The sequence below is a fragment of the Ruegeria sp. AM4 genome (assembly GCF_056540665.1).
Genome location: NZ_JBQFXD010000004.1, coordinates 58,272 through 72,357, shown reverse-complemented (window position 1 = coordinate 72,357; position 14,086 = coordinate 58,272). Strand labels below are relative to the sequence as shown.

Genomic DNA, 14,086 nt, shown 5'->3' with positions numbered 1-14,086 from the left:
GCCTAGCTCCTCTCGATCGCGACTTCGCCTGTCGTCACATCGACACGGCTGCGCAGATACAGTTCCAGCGGCATCGGCTGCGCCCACATCACGGCGCGAATGTCGAACTCGACATGCATGTCGCCTGCTTTGTTCTCGGACCGTAAGTCAACCGCGACCGAGCCCTTCACGATCCGCGGCTCAAAAACTTCAATCGAATCGGCAATGGATTTCTGGATGCGCTGCGCCTGCCGCAAGGTCGAGAATGACCCTGAGGTTTCGCGAATTCCGTAGTTCAGCACCGACTTTGCTGCATGCGGATAGACATCTTCGTCGATCAGGTCCGATTGATCGGTGGTGTTCAACAGCATCGACAGATCACGCTGGATGATTTCCCGAAGGCGGCCAACGTCGATCACACGCGCGTCGCGCCCCTCTTTCCTTTCATCCGGTGCGTTGTCCGTCAGCCGGTCAAGAAGTGAAGGTTGCAGTCGTTCCGCAAGTGTCTTCTCAGCCATCTCCCGCCGTTTCCCCGGCCTCTGTGGCCACATCCAGTACAAGTTCGCGGACATCCAGCAGCGCGACGTCGGATTTGTCTGTTGTCAGCAACCGCTGGCCCAGCCCGACAAAGGTCTCGGCCCCGGCATCGACCCAGTTTGTCGCCCTTGCCAACCGGTCGGCGTCGTCGCCCTGATCTGTTGTACCGGCATAGCGCGTTGGGATCAGGGCCGCGACCTCGCCTCCGCTGGCAACCGTCAGGGTGCAGGCTGTCCAAACCGCATCTCGCAGGTCACTGGGGGCTTCGATATCCAAACGCACGATCTGCGCAAAAGGCAGCCAGAAATAGCGTCCGTTCACGATGACCTCAAGCACGGGGCCAAGACGCATGTCCGCATCCGCGATCCACTCAAAAGCCTCGCCATTGACGGTTCCAGAGGTTGCCGGGGCAGCATCGAATGCGCGCCCGCGCAATTCGGCAGCCTGATCGAAGTGACCGCCCGCTGTCAATTTTTGTGCTTCGATCAGATGGGCCAGCCACTCTTCGGGCTCGCCAAAAATCATCGGGGTTTTTTCGCCCGCAAAAACCTTTTCGCGGTAGACCTCACAAATGATTGCCTCGCGATAGGTTTTGGCCATCATCGTGGCCGCTTCGTCCATTTCCGCGCTCAGCTTGAGTTGGGTAATCGCGCGCTTCCAGTCGCCCATGACACATAGCAACTGAAACAGAAAAATCCGCAGCTTGGCGTCTGCGGGATTGGCGCGAATGTTGTCTTGCAGCGTTGCCAGCGTGGCCGCCAGATCGCCTGATTTAAGATGCTCTTCCGGCGTCATGAAACCCTCGCGCAGTCAGGATGAAGAAAATGCGAAAAGCTCTGGCGATGGTTTACCGCCAGAGCCGGATCGTTTCGGAAAATCAGCTGACGTCGCCGGTTTCCAGGTTCCACTTGAACTCGTTGCAATCGCTGAGTTTGCCGGTCTTGAAGTCGGCAATCTTGTATTTGACCGAGATACCGCGATACGCGACGGTCCAGCTTTCGGTCGGGATCGATTCTTCGCCGCCGGACACCGAATAGCTGTCAACGATGGCATCACGCAGCGTGAGGATCAGATAAGGCTCCATGCCTTTCTTTTCATCATCGCCCGACCGGCACAGGTGGATCGTCATCTCGGCATTGGATTTGCCCGAAGCAACATAGGTCATGAGTTTTGCCGAAGCTTTGCTCAGTTCCGTGTTCAACTCGACTTTGCCGAAGTTTGCGTTCGCATAGCCACGCTGGGTGGTACCCATGTCGGCCATGTCCAGTGTCCGTTCGACGTTCCAGGTGATCTCTTTACAAGCGATCCAGTCGGTGTGTCCTTTTTCCCGGGCCTCGCCAGGGAAGTCCATTTTGATGAATACGTTTTCCATTTTGCCTTCCTCTAAGGTTGATGTCTTTGAAATACTGGAGAGCCAAAGCGGCGGCAGTGAAACACATCACATGCCGCCAACTTTTTTGTCATTTACCCAGCTTTTTCGGACGGAAGTTTTGAGACAAGCCGCAGTGAAACCGACAGCCCTTCGAGCTGATAATGGGGGCGCAGGAAGAACTTGGACGTATAATAGCCCGGGTTCCCTTCTACGTCCTCAACCACGACCTCGGCCGAGGCAAGCGGCTTGCGCGCCTTTTCCGCTTCGGCAGAAATATCGGCGTTGAAATCAACGTATTGGTTGATCCATTCCTGCAGCCAGGATTCCATATCCTGACGGCTTTTGAACGAGCCGACTTTGTCGCGCACCATACATTTCAGGTAGTGCGCAAAGCGGCAGGTCGCGAACAGGTAGGGCAGACGTGCAGCCAGATTGGCGTTCGCGGTAGCGTCCGGATCGTCATATTCCGCAGGCTTATGCAGCGATTGCGCACCGATAAAGGTCGCCGAATCGCTGTTTTTGCGGTGGATCAGGGGCATCATGCCGTTCTTGGCCAGTTCCGCCTCGCGCCGGTCCGAAATGGCAATCTCGGTCGGGCATTTCATATCCACGCCGCCATCGTCAGTCGGGAAAGTATGCGCCGGCAGGCCTTCGACCGTTCCGCCGCTTTCCACACCCCGAATGCGCGAGCACCATCCGTATTCCTTGAAAGACCGGTTGATGTTCACCGCCATGCCATAGGCCGCATTGACCCAGCTGTAGTTTTCACTGTTGGCACCTGTGGTGTCTTCTTCGAACGCGAACTCCTCGACCGGTTCGGTCTTGGAGCCATAGGGCAGACGGCCCAGGAAGCGCGGCATCGCCAGACCCACATATTTGGAATCTTCGCTCTCCCGCAGGGACCGCCATGCGGCATATTCCGGGGTTTGGAAGATCTTGGTCAGGTCGCGCGGATTGGCCAGTTCCGACCAGCTGTCCATCTGGAACAGGCTGGGTTTGGCCCCGGTGATCAGCGGCGCGTGAGCGGCAGCGGCGATCTTGGACATCTCGCCCAGCAGCTCGATATCCTGAGGGCTGTGGTCGAAGTGATAGTCCGCAACCAGCGAGCCATAGGGTTCGCCACCAAACTGGCCGAATTCTTCTTCATAAAGCTTTTTGAAGATCGGCGACTGATCCCATGCGGTCCCTTTGAACTTGCGCAGGGTCTTGTGCATGTCTTTCTTCGAGATGTTCATCACGCGGATTTTCAACATCTCGTCGGTTTCGGTGTTGTTCACCAGATAATGCAGACCACGCCATGCGCTTTCCATCTGCTGGAAATCTGCGTGGTGCAGGATCAGGTTGACCTGTTCGGTCAGCTTCTTGTCGATCTCGGCAATGATGCCTTCGATCGAGCGCAGCGCATCGTCCGAGATCAGGCCCGTGTTGGCCAGCGCCTGTTCGGCCAGCGTTTTGACCGCGCTTTCAACAGCGGTTTTCGCCTGATCCGACTTGGGGCGGAATTCTTTGGTCAGCAAAGCCTCGAATTCCGAGGATCCAAATGCTGTTGCGCCTTCGGCGGCTTCTACCTTGGCTTCTTCTTCGGCCATCTTTTACTCCTCCTCGGCGGCGTCGCCGCCCGGTTTGGGCTGGGCTGCCAGTGTCTTCAGCAAGCTTGGGTCTTGCATGATCTTGGAAATCAGATCTTCGGCACCGGTCTTGCCGTCCATATATGTCATCAGGTTGGACAACTGGGTGCGCGCATCCAGAAGCTCCTTGAGCGGCTCGACCTTGGCGGCAATCGCTGCCGGACTGAAATCGTCCATGCTCTCGAACGTAATATCGACAGCCAGGTTGCCTTCGCCAGTCAGCGTGTTCGGCACGGTGAACGCTGCGCGAGGGGCCATCGACTTCATCCGATCATCGAAATTGTCGACATCGATCTCAAGGAACTTGCGGTCCGCAACTGCGGGCTGCTCAACCTCGGATTTTCCGGCCAGATCGCTCATGACGCCCATGACGAAGGGCAACTGAACTTTCTTTTCAGCTCCGTACAGCTCCACATCGTATTCGATCTGAACCCTCGGAGCCCTGTTCCGGGCTATGAATTTTTGTGAACTATCGGCCATCTGGTGCTCCTCGATTCATCCATCAGTGTTTCTTTTCAATCCGTTACCGCCGCATGATCGGCGAGGATCAATAATCGTCATCATCTTCCTTCAGGCCGCCAATCTGACGAACCTCGTCCAGACCCTCTTTCGCCATGTCTTCGATAATCGTCAGAAAATCGGCATTAACAAGGCGCTTTGCCCGTTCCAGCAGAACTGGCAGCGGGCTGGAGGGTTCGCAGCGCGCGTAATAATCCATGATGCGGTCCAACATCATGGTGACATCGTCGGGCGAGTTGATCGCCCCGCCACCGGAAGGACCCCGCGCCGGTGCGCCGGGTGCGGCGGCCGCCGGGGCCTCGTCATCGCCGCTGTCCGCGTCGGCAATTTCGCCGACATCGGCATACCGCGCTAGCGCTTGCTTGATGCTTTTCAGCGCCTCGGACAGCGGATCGAGGTCCGGGCCTTCGCCCGGCGTCTTGTCGCTAAAGATCGCATCGATGGCCGTAACATCATCCAAAGCGGACGCAGCCGCTTCGGCATTGGCCGACAGGACCTCGTCGTCGGTATCCTTGAACGCTGCCGCAACCGAGTTCTCGTCCGGGATGTCGTCAAGATCGGCAGGCATGTTGATGCGGCCATCGACGACGTCCAGATGCCGAAGGGTCATCTGACCGAACATGCGGCTATCGGTCAGGCCGGTGCGGCGCAGCGCCCGCACCATTCGATCAGAAGATGCGATCCCGCGCACGGCATTTATGCGCATCGTGGCGTCGCCGTCATCTTCGTCCAATTCGGGGTGGCAGGTTTCCCAGTTGTCTTCCAACAAAGACTTCACATAGCCGATCGACGCAGCAAAAGCTGGCAAACCCTTGGTGTGAAGCACGGCCTCGGCCAGATAAACAGCGGCGCGCAGGTCGTGGCTTTTGTCCATGACGGCCAGCGCCTTGGATTCCACATCGCCCCAATCCTGCTCTTCGGCGGCGACAACCTCGTCACCCATCTGACGCTCTTCGCCCGGTTGGGCCGCGATCTCAAGGTCGGTGAACGCCGGATCATATTCCAGATTCTCGCCGCTTGGCGACTCGTCGTCCCTTGGTTCCAAATAAGATGATAGATCCATGTTCTCCCCGAACCGTCTTGTGCTTTGGTAGCTTGTTGTCGCTTTTTTCGTCGCTTACCGCAGCTTTGACTGCTGCGTGTATGAATTAGTTCACATGACTGGACAACTCGCAATTTCCCGGCGGTTGAACAGCTAACCCTGTGGTAAATCAGCCGCATCCCCCCGATAAAGTCAAATCCAATATGCGCGCCTGTCGTGGCCCGCGCTTGATCCCTGCAACGCCCGCAAGGCACAGCCATCGCTCCTTGTCGCTCACGCGCAATATTTCTTCTTTTCGGTTGGCCCTTGATACTGCAATGATCGTGCCAACAGCACGATTATCGCGTTCTTTGACCACCGGGGCTGCGTCGAACATCGAACCGGCCAGCAATTGGACTCAGTCGGATAATGGAAAAGTTGACGTAAGGGAACAAGGGGAAATTAGCATGAGACCTGGCATCTTTGGCGCAATCGCACTGGCTCTGGCCGCATCTTCTGCTTCGGCCGACGAAGGCAAGCTGTCAATCGAATTGAACAAGTTCGAAGCCGGTGAAAGCGGCGGGTGCCGAGCGTTCTTTTTGTTTCGCAACCAGACCGACAACAGTTTTGAAGAGTTTGAGATGTCGCTTGCCATTCTCGACGGCAACGGCGTGATTGACCGGCTGCTGTCGATCGACGCCTCCCCCCTGCCCGTTCAGCGCACCGTCCTGAAGCTGTTCGAAATCCCCGAAATCGACTGCGCCAATATCTCGGAAATTCTGCTGCACGATCTGCCCGCCTGCAAACCACAGAACGCCGATCCCGTGGACTGTTTTCCGTTGCTGTCGCTGGGCAGCAAGACCTCGGCCAGTCTGGCGCAATAAGTCATGTTGGGATTTGAAAACCTTGGAACCGGCGGGCCGATCCTGATTGTGCTTGGGCTGCTGTCTCTGCTGTCGCTGACCCTGATCGTCGTCAAGGCCATTCAACTCGCCCCTGTGCGCTCGGGCGGCGCGTCACGCGACAGCGCTCTGGTCGAGTGGTCGAAAGGCGATCGCGCGGGCGCCCAAGCGGCTGTTGCCTCGGGCAAATCACCTGCGGATCGTGTCTGCGCCTATGCGATGCAAGCGCTGATCGAGGGGTTCAAAGGCCCAGCGTTGACGGCAGAACTGACCCGACGCGGCAATCTGGAATTTGCGTCAATGACCACGTGGATCAGAGTTCTGGAACTCATCGCCATGATCTCGCCGCTTCTCGGGTTGTTGGGAACCGTGACCGGCATGATTCAGTCATTTCAAGAGCTTGAACTGGCTCAAGGGGCGGCGAATGCCTCGGTTCTGGCCGGTGGTATCTGGCAGGCGCTGCTGACCACAGCGGCCGGGCTTCTGGTGGCGATCCCTGCGGCTGTCGGTGCGTCGCTGTTGTCGGGTCGCGCCGAAGCCGGAGCGCAGGCCATCGAAAACGCGGTCGGGCGCCTGATGGTGATCGAGGAACGCGGCGCGGATTGAAGGGGTGGCAATGAGCGAAGAGATCATCCTCAACAGGCGCAGGCCGACACGGCCGCTGATTTCGCTTGTTCCGATGATCGACGTAATGCTGATCCTGCTCGTGTTCTTCATGGTCACGTCCACCTATCTGAACCTCGACATGATCCCGGCGCTGTCACAGCAAGACCGCCCTGCCCCATCGCAGAGCGAGGCAAGCGGGCAAGCCCCGGGCGCGATGCTGATCCGGGTTGGCGCGGATGGTACAGCCTATTTTCGGGGGCGCCCCTATCAGTTGGATGACCTTTCTGCCTTGCTAAGCGATCAACTTGTCATCGAACCGGCCACACAGGTGATAATCCTGCCGACCGGCAGCGCCAGAATGCAGGCGTTGGTGTCAGTCATGGATGTCGTCACGACCGCTGGCGTGACCAATATGCGCGTGGTCCGGCTGGAGGCGCGCCCATGAGGATCACCAGACCAGCACCCCGCCATCACCCGGAAACAATCATTGCATTGATCGATGTAGTTTTCTTTCTGCTAGTGTTTTTCATGCTGATTGGCCGAATGGATGCGACGGCGCCTTTCGACGTGGAACCGCCTGTCGCCCAAACCGGTGCCGATATGCCTGCCGGGGGTTTGACTCTGTCCGTCAGCGCCGACGGCGTTTTGGCATTGGACGGTACGGAAGTGCTAAGCGACGAGGTTGTGTCGCGCGTGCAATTGGCGCTGTCGGATCAGCCCGAGACGCTGATCCGCATCAATGCCCACCGAGACACCACCTTGCGCGACGTGCTGCCTCTGATTGCTCAGTTCGAGGCACTGGGCGCGCGCGACGTTGTGCTGGTCGTGACGCCGCCGGGTCCGGTTCGGTGATCCGCACCCCAATCATATGGGGCGCTGGGCTGGTCGGGTCGATTGCGCTCCATCTCGTGGGGGCTGGGGTGCTGCTGTGGTCAATCGATCCCGACCCTGTCGCGGAACAACCCGTACCCGAAACCCGGATGCAATTGTCAGCCCATAGGGTCAAACAAAGCGATGCCATCGAGACACGACCGCAGGCAGATGTTGCGCAGGCAGGCGACGCGTCGGGCCCAAGATTGGCACAGGGTGTAATACGCCAGAGCTCCGCGACTGCCGCCGCACCTGAGATCAGCGCTCTGCCGGCGTTGGAGCGGATCGGAGAAACCGTCGAAACGCTGGATGCAGCCCCGGATATTTTGACCGAAATCACCGAAACTCCGCGCCCTGCTCAGGCCGCCAGCGTAACACCGGCCAGTGTTTCCGCTGCAGACCTGCCTTTGAGCGCACTTGCCCCCCAGATTGTGCCGACACAGGCCGTTGCGTTGGCAGCGCCGACCGCGCAGGCCGCACAGGCGGTTCAGGCCCAGCCCGCCGCGCTAACGCAAACGAAACCGGACATACCACGAGCCAAGGCCTCGGATGTGTTTTCGTCGACCGGTGACGGACCGATTGATCCTGTCTCGCTTGCGGCCTTCCAAAGCTTCATGCAACCCGGGGATGCAGGCCAGCAGGCGCTGGATGTGCGTGACGGTATCGACGGTCTGCTGTCTCAGGTCCCATGTTCCCGGCTGCAGGTTCAGTTCCAACCCGAGAGCAATACGCTTGAGTTGATCGGTCATATTCCCGAAGACGGCCTGCGCAATCCCGTGTTGTCTGCGCTTCAGACCCAGATGGGAGAGAACATCCGGGTTGCTGACAACCTGCTGGTCTTGCCGCGCCCGCAATGTGGCGCACTGAGCGGGATCGCCGATGTCGGCCTGCCGCAATCCACCGACCAGATCACCAATCCGCTGCTGGTAGGAGAGGACGTGCATGCGCGCGCCTTCCGCTATACCGAAGGCCAGCAACTGGTCCTCGACCTGACAGGTGCCGATTATGACGCCTACATCTATGTCGACTATTTCGATGCGGACGGTCAGGTCATCCACCTCAGCCCGAACGACTCGTCGCCGCTGCAATTGACACAGGCCAAATCTGCCTTGCAAATCGGCGCGCAAAATCAGGGCGACCCGGGGCTTTTCATCACGATCGGGCCACCTTACGGGCAAGAGATTGCCGTAGCTTTTGCCGCGTCGCATCCTCTGTACGACACCGACCGGCCGCTGATCGAACCTGCCGACGCCTATCTGGAGTTTCTCAGAGAGCGCGTGTCTGCTGCCCGTGCCAGGTATCCGGATTTTAAAGGCGAATGGGTCTATTTTTTCATTACAACGGCAGCTCAGTAGCTTCCGGGGCTACAATCGGCCTAAGAAAAACGACTTTAAGTGACCGGCGCAGCATACTGAATTAAAATTATTTTTTTGAACTCGCAATCAGCGCCGGCAATGACCCTTGAGAATAGCTCTCAAGCAACTCCGTTGTTCACATATTCCTGGTTTGTAGTGCGCGCCGATTGGGTGTTTTCAGAACGATGTTCCGCATTCACTCGAAATTACCTTGACATTGCACCCAATTGATTGACTAAAACAATCAAGATTAATTTCCGACTCCTTTTATCGGACTATGCTGAGGGACCCGTATGTTCAAATCAAACCTGAAACTTACGTCGGCGCTTGTTGCTGCAACGCTGATTGGCGGAGCGGCGCTGGCGGATCAAGCCTATGGCCCGTTTCCTGTGACCGTAAAAGGATATGAGGGCGACAAAACGGACTCGGTGTCCTATTCCGGTCAGATCGCACGCCACGTTCTGCATGACAGCCTGAAGAAGGCTGCGGCCAAAGGAGACGGCGGCAACAACGCCGCCGAGGTCGAGGCGCTGATGCTGGCCTATTTCAACGGATCCGAAGAAGATCTGGCGATCATCGCACCCGTTTCCAAGGACGGCTTCCCGGTCAAGCAGTCGACCGTGAATGAAATTTCCAAGGGCAAGAACATCTCGGGCAAGTTCTACAAGGGCGCGATGCCAGCATGGCCAGGCAACCAGTCCGGCGTCAATGTGGCGTTACAGATGATCAAATTGGCAGCCGCATCCGAGCAGGGTTACGACCCGGTCAACGGCATGGATTGGGGTCAGCTGATCTCGAAATTCACGCTGGGCGCAATGGCCTATAACCAGGCGGTCGACAACTATCTCGACGAAAAACTGGAAGCCGACAACAAGCCCAACAACGAGCCCTATTCAGAGGGCGCGCATTACACAGGCAAGGAGCACAGCTGGGACGAAGCATTCGGTTACTTTGGTGCCGCAGCGCATTCGGTGACCCTATCGCCCGAGCAGAACTATGGCGTTTCCAAGCAGAAAGACCTGGCCGCTGCGGATGCCAATGGTGATGGCGTCATCGACTTGAAGACCGAGATGGTGTTTGGTCCGGCCTACTACGCCGCAGGTGCTGACAAAGGTGGCAACAAGAACACCCAGTACATGACCACTATCTTCAACGCCTTCCGTGATGGTCGCGCGCTGATTGCTTCGGCAAATGGTGAGGCCCTGACCGATGAGCAACGTGCGCAGTTGAAGAATTATGCTGACATCATCGAAACCAACTGGGAAAAGACGTTGGCCGAAGCCACGTTCAAATACGCCGGTTCGGTCTACCAGGATATCGACAAGATCAAATCCGGTGAGGACACTGACAAGGCGCTGCGCGACTATGCCAAACACTGGGGTGAGCTAAAGGGCTTCTCGATGGCGTTGCAATCGGGCAAGAACAATCTCGGCGCAACTGCGATCGACCTGAACTGGCTGATCGGCTTTGGCCCGGCGATGCCGGATGGTTTGATGGTCTCGGACATCGACGCAGACGGCAATTTTGTCCGTGGCCGCGAGATGACGCTCGAGGATTATCAGGTCAACATGCTGAAAGTTCAGAAACTGCTGATCGATACTTTCGGCATCGAAAGCCGCGCCAATGATGCGACAGCTGATCTGGCTGCGTTGGCTGAAAAGCTGGGCGAAAACGCCTCGGCCGAAAACGACTAAGGGTGACTTGACCCAACCCGGCGGCGGCTTGTTATCGCCGCCGGGGTTACAGCCGAGACGCGTGTATTGGATATTTTCGAACCTATAACCTCGGTCCTTTCCGATTTTTCGAACCCGAAGAAGCGCGTCTTTTTCGGGTACCTGTTTTTGACGGTGTTGATCGCAGTTCTGTGGCTGGTCGCAGCCCGCCGGTCATCCGTCAAGCGCGCATTACAGCAGGTTTTCGACCGCAAGATCCTGTTTTCCCCCTCGGCCAGAGCAGACTACAAGATCTTCGTCATCAATCGCGTTTTCATGATGTTCATATCGCCGTTGCTGGTGTCGCAGCTGGCAATCGGGACCCTGCTATATTACGCGCTGCACGACGTTCCCTTTCTACAACGCGGGGTGTTGTCCGAAACCCCAGCCGCGCTGATCGTGGCCCTGTTTACGGTGACAATCTTTATCGTCGACGATTTCACCAAATATCTGGTGCATCGCTGGATGCACCATTGGCCAGTGCTTTGGGCGATTCATAAGACCCATCATTCCGCCGAAACCTTGACGCCCATCACAGTCTATCGGACCCATCCGCTTGAGGGCATCCTCTATGCGTTGCGCAGCGCGGTTGCTCAGGGGACAACGATGGCGCTGTTTCTGTTCTTCTTCGGCAGCGCGGTGGACCTTTATACGGTGTTGGGGGTCAACGCGCTGTCATTCGTATTTCATGTAACCGGGTCAAACCTGCGGCATTCGCATGTTTCGATCCACTATTGGCCCTGGCTGGAGCACATCCTGATTTCCCCGGCGCAGCATCAGGTGCATCATTCGATAGCACGAAAGCACCACGACAAGAACTTTGGCGTCGCTTTTGCAGTTTGGGACTGGCTGTTCGGCTCGCTGCACCTGTCCGAAAAGGATGCCGATCTGAAATTTGGCCTGCACGCGTCAGAGGCGCACCCATCCCGCGTGTTGGATATCTATCTGCGCCCCTTCGCCGATATCGCACAGATATTGCGCCGTCGATACGACAGGTTGCGCGACCGTCGGAAACGACAGTTCATTCGCAGCCGCTGAGATCGAAAATTGCGTCAGTCGCCCTCGGGCGCGCCGCGCTTGTTCATGAGATGCAGCGCCATAAATGTGACAACCGCGCCTGATAGCAGATAAAGGCCTGCCGCCCAAAGACCAAACGCCGCCGTTAGTCCGATACCGACCAGCGGGGCAAAGGCGGCACCGAATATCCAGGACAGGTTCGTCGCCATGGCAGAACCTGAATACCGGTAACGCCTCGGAAACTGCTTGGGCACGATCGCACTTGCCTGACCATAGGCCAGGCCCAGGACCAGAAAACCGAAGATGATGTAAGCATAGGGATAATGTGCCAGGGTGCCGATCATCAGGCTGAGCACAACAATCAGGATCGAGCTGAGTTTGATCACAAAATGCCGGTCGTACCGATCCGCCAACAATCCGGATGCGATCACTGTCAGGATCGCCAGCGCTCCACCGATCAACTGCACGGTCAGGACTTCGGTGATTTCAAACCGCTCGTATATTGCAGCAAACGCCAGTGGGAAAACGGTGACCATGTGGAACAGGGCATAGCTGGCGAGCGGCAGGAACGCAGACAGCAATATCGTCCGGCCTTGGTTCTGAACCAGTTCCTTCAACGGAGCTGACTCAGTGACCTCGGGCTCGACACCCAAATCCGAATTCAGCAGCCGAACGCGGGCATATAACGAGACCACGTTGACCGCCATCACAGCAAAGAACGCAAAGCGCCAGCCCCATTTGAGGAACTCCTCCTCGGTCAGAAAGCCGTGGAGCACATAAAAGATCGACGCGGCGACAACAAAACCAATTGGTCCGCCCAGTTGCGGAACCATCGCATAGACACCCTTGCGATGGGCGGGTGCGGCATTTTGCAATTGCAAGGTTAACCCGTCCCAGGCGCCGCCAAGTCCCAGCCCCTGCAAAATCCGCAAAACAGCCAGAAAAACCGGCGCAAGCCAGCCGATTTTCTCGTATCCGGGCAACAAACCGATGGCAACCGTCGACGTTCCCAGCAAAAACAGGGCCAGCGTGACCTTCCCGACTCGCCCGATCTTATATTGCAGCGTGCGTCCCGCGAGGCTGGCAATGGGTCGCGCCAGAAATGCAAGCGAGAAGATAGCAAATGACGCCAGCGTACCCGCCAGAGGGTCGAGCATGGGAAAAAACAGCCTGGGAAAAACCAGAGCTGACGCGATGGCGTAGACAAAAAAACCAAAGAAATCAGTGACACGCGCCATGACAACGGTGGTGATCACCTCGTCGATTGTGGCTGTGTAACGTTTTGTGTTGTCAACGCTGGTCATGCTATACTCCCGTACAGACCCAAAGTTTCCGGAGCGTCACGCCAAAGGTAATTGTGCGGGTCATCTTTTGTCGCATTGCAGCATGACTGCAAAACTTGCACAAGAGGTAACGCAAGCAGAGGTTCGTCAAATGTCTCGCCAGCTTAGCAATTCCTCATCCCAAAACCGATCCATGAGACGAAAGAAATGAAGCGCGCAGTTTCCGTCGCACTCCTTCTAACGATCATCACTCTGGCCGGGTGCGATATGGTTGTCCTGAACCCCTCGGGTGACGTGGCGATGCAGCAGGCCGATCTGATATTGTATTCGACAGTCCTGATGCTGATCATCATCGTACCTGTCATGGCTTTGACAGTGTTCTTTGCGTGGAAATACCGCGCCTCGAACAAGAAAGCCACGTATGAGCCCGACTGGGATCACTCCACCAGCCTCGAGATCATCATCTGGTCGGTGCCGCTTGCGATCATCATCTGCCTTGCCGGTCTAACCTATGTGGCAACGCACCGGCTGGACCCGTATCAACCGCTGACACGACTTTCCGACGGGCAAGAGATTGACCCGAATATTGAGCCGATGGTGATTCAGGTCTCGGCGATGGACTGGAAATGGCTGTTCATTTACCCCGAAGAGGGGATCGCCACCGTAAACGAGGTTGCCGCCATCGTCGATCGACCGATTAAGTTCGAGATCACATCGACAACCGTGATGAATTCGTTCTTCGTACCGGCGCTGGCCGGTCAGATCTATGCCATGTCGGGCATGCAGACCGAACTGAACGCGGTGATCAACAAGCCGGGCGTCTATGACGGGTTCTCGGCCAATTATAGCGGCGAAGGCTTTTCGCAAATGCGGTTCAAGTTCCTCGGCAAGGATCAGGCCGATTTCGATGCCTGGGTGGAACAGGTGCGCGCGCAAGGCTCTGCGTTGGATCGTGAGACGATTGGGCAGCTAAACCAGCCCAGCATTTCGCACCCGGTGACCTACTACGACTCGGTCGAGGATGGATTGTGGGACAAGATCGTCAATCTCTGCATCGACGACGACGCCCTGTGCCTGAACGACATGATGATGGTTGATGCCTTGGGTGGCGGCGGGCTTGAAGGGCTTTGGAACCGCGAAATGTTCCGCGGCATCTGCTCGGCCGACAATCCGGGTGCGCTGATGGCGATGATCCGGCCGGACATGCGTATCCGCGAGGACGAAATCATTACTGCGATGACGCTGGTTCCTCCGGCGGCCACTGACTGACCTGTAACGAACAAGA

The 14,086-nt window shown here is 57.2% G+C and carries 16 protein-coding genes; 8 read left to right on the top strand and 8 right to left on the bottom strand.

Going from position 1 to position 14,086, the window contains the following annotated elements:
- Positions 1-2 precede the first annotated feature (2 nt).
- From tssE to ACR0JA_RS09980, 7 genes are all read right to left on the bottom strand, one after another.
- Positions 3-497: a type VI secretion system baseplate subunit TssE gene (gene tssE, locus ACR0JA_RS10010; RefSeq protein WP_480573548.1), complete on the bottom strand. Its 495-nt coding sequence runs from the start codon at positions 495-497 to the stop codon at positions 3-5.
- Positions 490-1,311 carry a type VI secretion system accessory protein TagJ gene (locus ACR0JA_RS10005; RefSeq protein ID WP_480573545.1) on the bottom strand — a complete coding sequence of 274 codons (822 nt, stop codon included), beginning with the start codon at positions 1,309-1,311 and terminating at the stop codon, positions 490-492. The genes tssE and ACR0JA_RS10005 overlap by 8 nt, the downstream gene beginning before the upstream one ends.
- Before the next feature lie 82 nt (positions 1,312-1,393).
- Positions 1,394-1,888 carry an Hcp family type VI secretion system effector gene (locus ACR0JA_RS10000; protein WP_480573542.1) on the bottom strand — a complete coding sequence of 165 codons (495 nt, stop codon included), beginning with the start codon at positions 1,886-1,888 and terminating at the stop codon, positions 1,394-1,396.
- A gap of 92 nt (positions 1,889-1,980) precedes the next feature.
- A complete protein-coding gene (tssC, locus tag ACR0JA_RS09995; protein ID WP_480573539.1) occupies positions 1,981-3,477 on the bottom strand; it encodes a type VI secretion system contractile sheath large subunit in 1,497 nt (498 codons plus the stop codon).
- Between the two features lie 3 nt (positions 3,478-3,480).
- On the bottom strand, positions 3,481-3,996 hold the full coding sequence (gene tssB, locus ACR0JA_RS09990; protein ID WP_039526464.1) for a type VI secretion system contractile sheath small subunit: 516 nt from the start codon (positions 3,994-3,996) through the stop codon (positions 3,481-3,483).
- 67 nt (positions 3,997-4,063) lie between these two features.
- Positions 4,064-5,098 carry a type VI secretion system protein TssA gene (gene tssA, locus ACR0JA_RS09985; protein ID WP_480573536.1) on the bottom strand — a complete coding sequence of 345 codons (1,035 nt, stop codon included), beginning with the start codon at positions 5,096-5,098 and terminating at the stop codon, positions 4,064-4,066.
- Between the two features lie 148 nt (positions 5,099-5,246).
- Positions 5,247-5,453: a hypothetical protein gene (locus tag ACR0JA_RS09980; RefSeq protein WP_480573533.1), complete on the bottom strand. Its 207-nt coding sequence runs from the start codon at positions 5,451-5,453 to the stop codon at positions 5,247-5,249.
- Between the two features lie 70 nt (positions 5,454-5,523).
- On the opposite strand from ACR0JA_RS09980, the gene ACR0JA_RS09975 reads away from it, so the two are divergent.
- The 7 genes from ACR0JA_RS09975 (at position 5,524) to ACR0JA_RS09945 (ending at position 11,539) form a co-directional block, all read left to right on the top strand.
- Positions 5,524-5,940: a hypothetical protein gene (locus ACR0JA_RS09975; RefSeq protein WP_480573530.1), complete on the top strand. Its 417-nt coding sequence runs from the start codon at positions 5,524-5,526 to the stop codon at positions 5,938-5,940.
- Between the two features lie 3 nt (positions 5,941-5,943).
- Entirely contained in the window at positions 5,944-6,564 is a 621-nt protein-coding gene (locus ACR0JA_RS09970; protein WP_480573527.1) for a MotA/TolQ/ExbB proton channel family protein, read from the top strand.
- 10 nt (positions 6,565-6,574) lie between these two features.
- A complete protein-coding gene (locus ACR0JA_RS09965; protein ID WP_480573524.1) occupies positions 6,575-7,009 on the top strand; it encodes an ExbD/TolR family protein in 435 nt (144 codons plus the stop codon).
- Complete coding sequence (locus ACR0JA_RS09960) at positions 7,006-7,416, top strand: ExbD/TolR family protein (protein ID WP_480573521.1); 411 nt, start codon at positions 7,006-7,008, stop codon at positions 7,414-7,416. Before ACR0JA_RS09965 ends, ACR0JA_RS09960 begins: the two co-directional genes overlap by 4 nt.
- A complete protein-coding gene (locus ACR0JA_RS09955) occupies positions 7,413-8,789 on the top strand; it encodes a DUF4384 domain-containing protein (RefSeq protein ID WP_480573518.1) in 1,377 nt (458 codons plus the stop codon). Before ACR0JA_RS09960 ends, ACR0JA_RS09955 begins: the two co-directional genes overlap by 4 nt.
- Positions 8,790-9,082: 293 nt before the next feature.
- Positions 9,083-10,483, top strand: a complete 1,401-nt coding sequence (locus tag ACR0JA_RS09950; protein WP_480573515.1) for a DUF4856 domain-containing protein — start codon at positions 9,083-9,085, stop codon at positions 10,481-10,483.
- Between the two features lie 66 nt (positions 10,484-10,549).
- Complete coding sequence (locus ACR0JA_RS09945; RefSeq protein WP_480573512.1) at positions 10,550-11,539, top strand: sterol desaturase family protein; 990 nt, start codon at positions 10,550-10,552, stop codon at positions 11,537-11,539.
- Between the two features lie 14 nt (positions 11,540-11,553).
- On the opposite strand, the gene ACR0JA_RS09940 is transcribed toward ACR0JA_RS09945, so the two are convergent.
- Entirely contained in the window at positions 11,554-12,822 is a 1,269-nt protein-coding gene (locus ACR0JA_RS09940) for an MFS transporter (protein WP_480573509.1), read from the bottom strand.
- Between the two features lie 186 nt (positions 12,823-13,008).
- Between ACR0JA_RS09940 and cyoA the strand changes: the two genes are divergently transcribed.
- Positions 13,009-14,070, top strand: a complete 1,062-nt coding sequence (cyoA, locus tag ACR0JA_RS09935; protein ID WP_480573506.1) for a ubiquinol oxidase subunit II — start codon at positions 13,009-13,011, stop codon at positions 14,068-14,070.
- Positions 14,071-14,086 lie beyond the last annotated feature (16 nt).

Excerpts from the sequence above, each read along its gene's own strand:
- ACR0JA_RS09940 (WP_480573509.1), bottom strand. The coding sequence starts at position 12,822 with ATGACCAGCGTTGACAACACAAAACGTTACACAGCCACAATCGACGAG.
- ACR0JA_RS09950 (WP_480573515.1), top strand. The coding sequence starts at position 9,083 with ATGTTCAAATCAAACCTGAAACTTACGTCGGCGCTTGTTGCTGCAACG.
- ACR0JA_RS09965 (WP_480573524.1), top strand. The coding sequence starts at position 6,575 with ATGAGCGAAGAGATCATCCTCAACAGGCGCAGGCCGACACGGCCGCTG.
- ACR0JA_RS09975 (WP_480573530.1), top strand. The coding sequence starts at position 5,524 with ATGAGACCTGGCATCTTTGGCGCAATCGCACTGGCTCTGGCCGCATCT.
- tssE (WP_480573548.1), bottom strand. The coding sequence starts at position 497 with ATGGCTGAGAAGACACTTGCGGAACGACTGCAACCTTCACTTCTTGAC.
- ACR0JA_RS09980 (WP_480573533.1), bottom strand. The coding sequence starts at position 5,453 with ATGTTCGACGCAGCCCCGGTGGTCAAAGAACGCGATAATCGTGCTGTT.
- tssC (WP_480573539.1), bottom strand. The coding sequence starts at position 3,477 with ATGGCCGAAGAAGAAGCCAAGGTAGAAGCCGCCGAAGGCGCAACAGCA.
- ACR0JA_RS09960 (WP_480573521.1), top strand. The coding sequence starts at position 7,006 with ATGAGGATCACCAGACCAGCACCCCGCCATCACCCGGAAACAATCATT.
- ACR0JA_RS09970 (WP_480573527.1), top strand. The coding sequence starts at position 5,944 with ATGTTGGGATTTGAAAACCTTGGAACCGGCGGGCCGATCCTGATTGTG.
- tssA (WP_480573536.1), bottom strand. The coding sequence starts at position 5,098 with ATGGATCTATCATCTTATTTGGAACCAAGGGACGACGAGTCGCCAAGC.
- ACR0JA_RS10005 (WP_480573545.1), bottom strand. The coding sequence starts at position 1,311 with ATGACGCCGGAAGAGCATCTTAAATCAGGCGATCTGGCGGCCACGCTG.
- tssB (WP_039526464.1), bottom strand. The coding sequence starts at position 3,996 with ATGGCCGATAGTTCACAAAAATTCATAGCCCGGAACAGGGCTCCGAGG.
- ACR0JA_RS10000 (WP_480573542.1), bottom strand. The coding sequence starts at position 1,888 with ATGGAAAACGTATTCATCAAAATGGACTTCCCTGGCGAGGCCCGGGAA.
- cyoA (WP_480573506.1), top strand. The coding sequence starts at position 13,009 with ATGAAGCGCGCAGTTTCCGTCGCACTCCTTCTAACGATCATCACTCTG.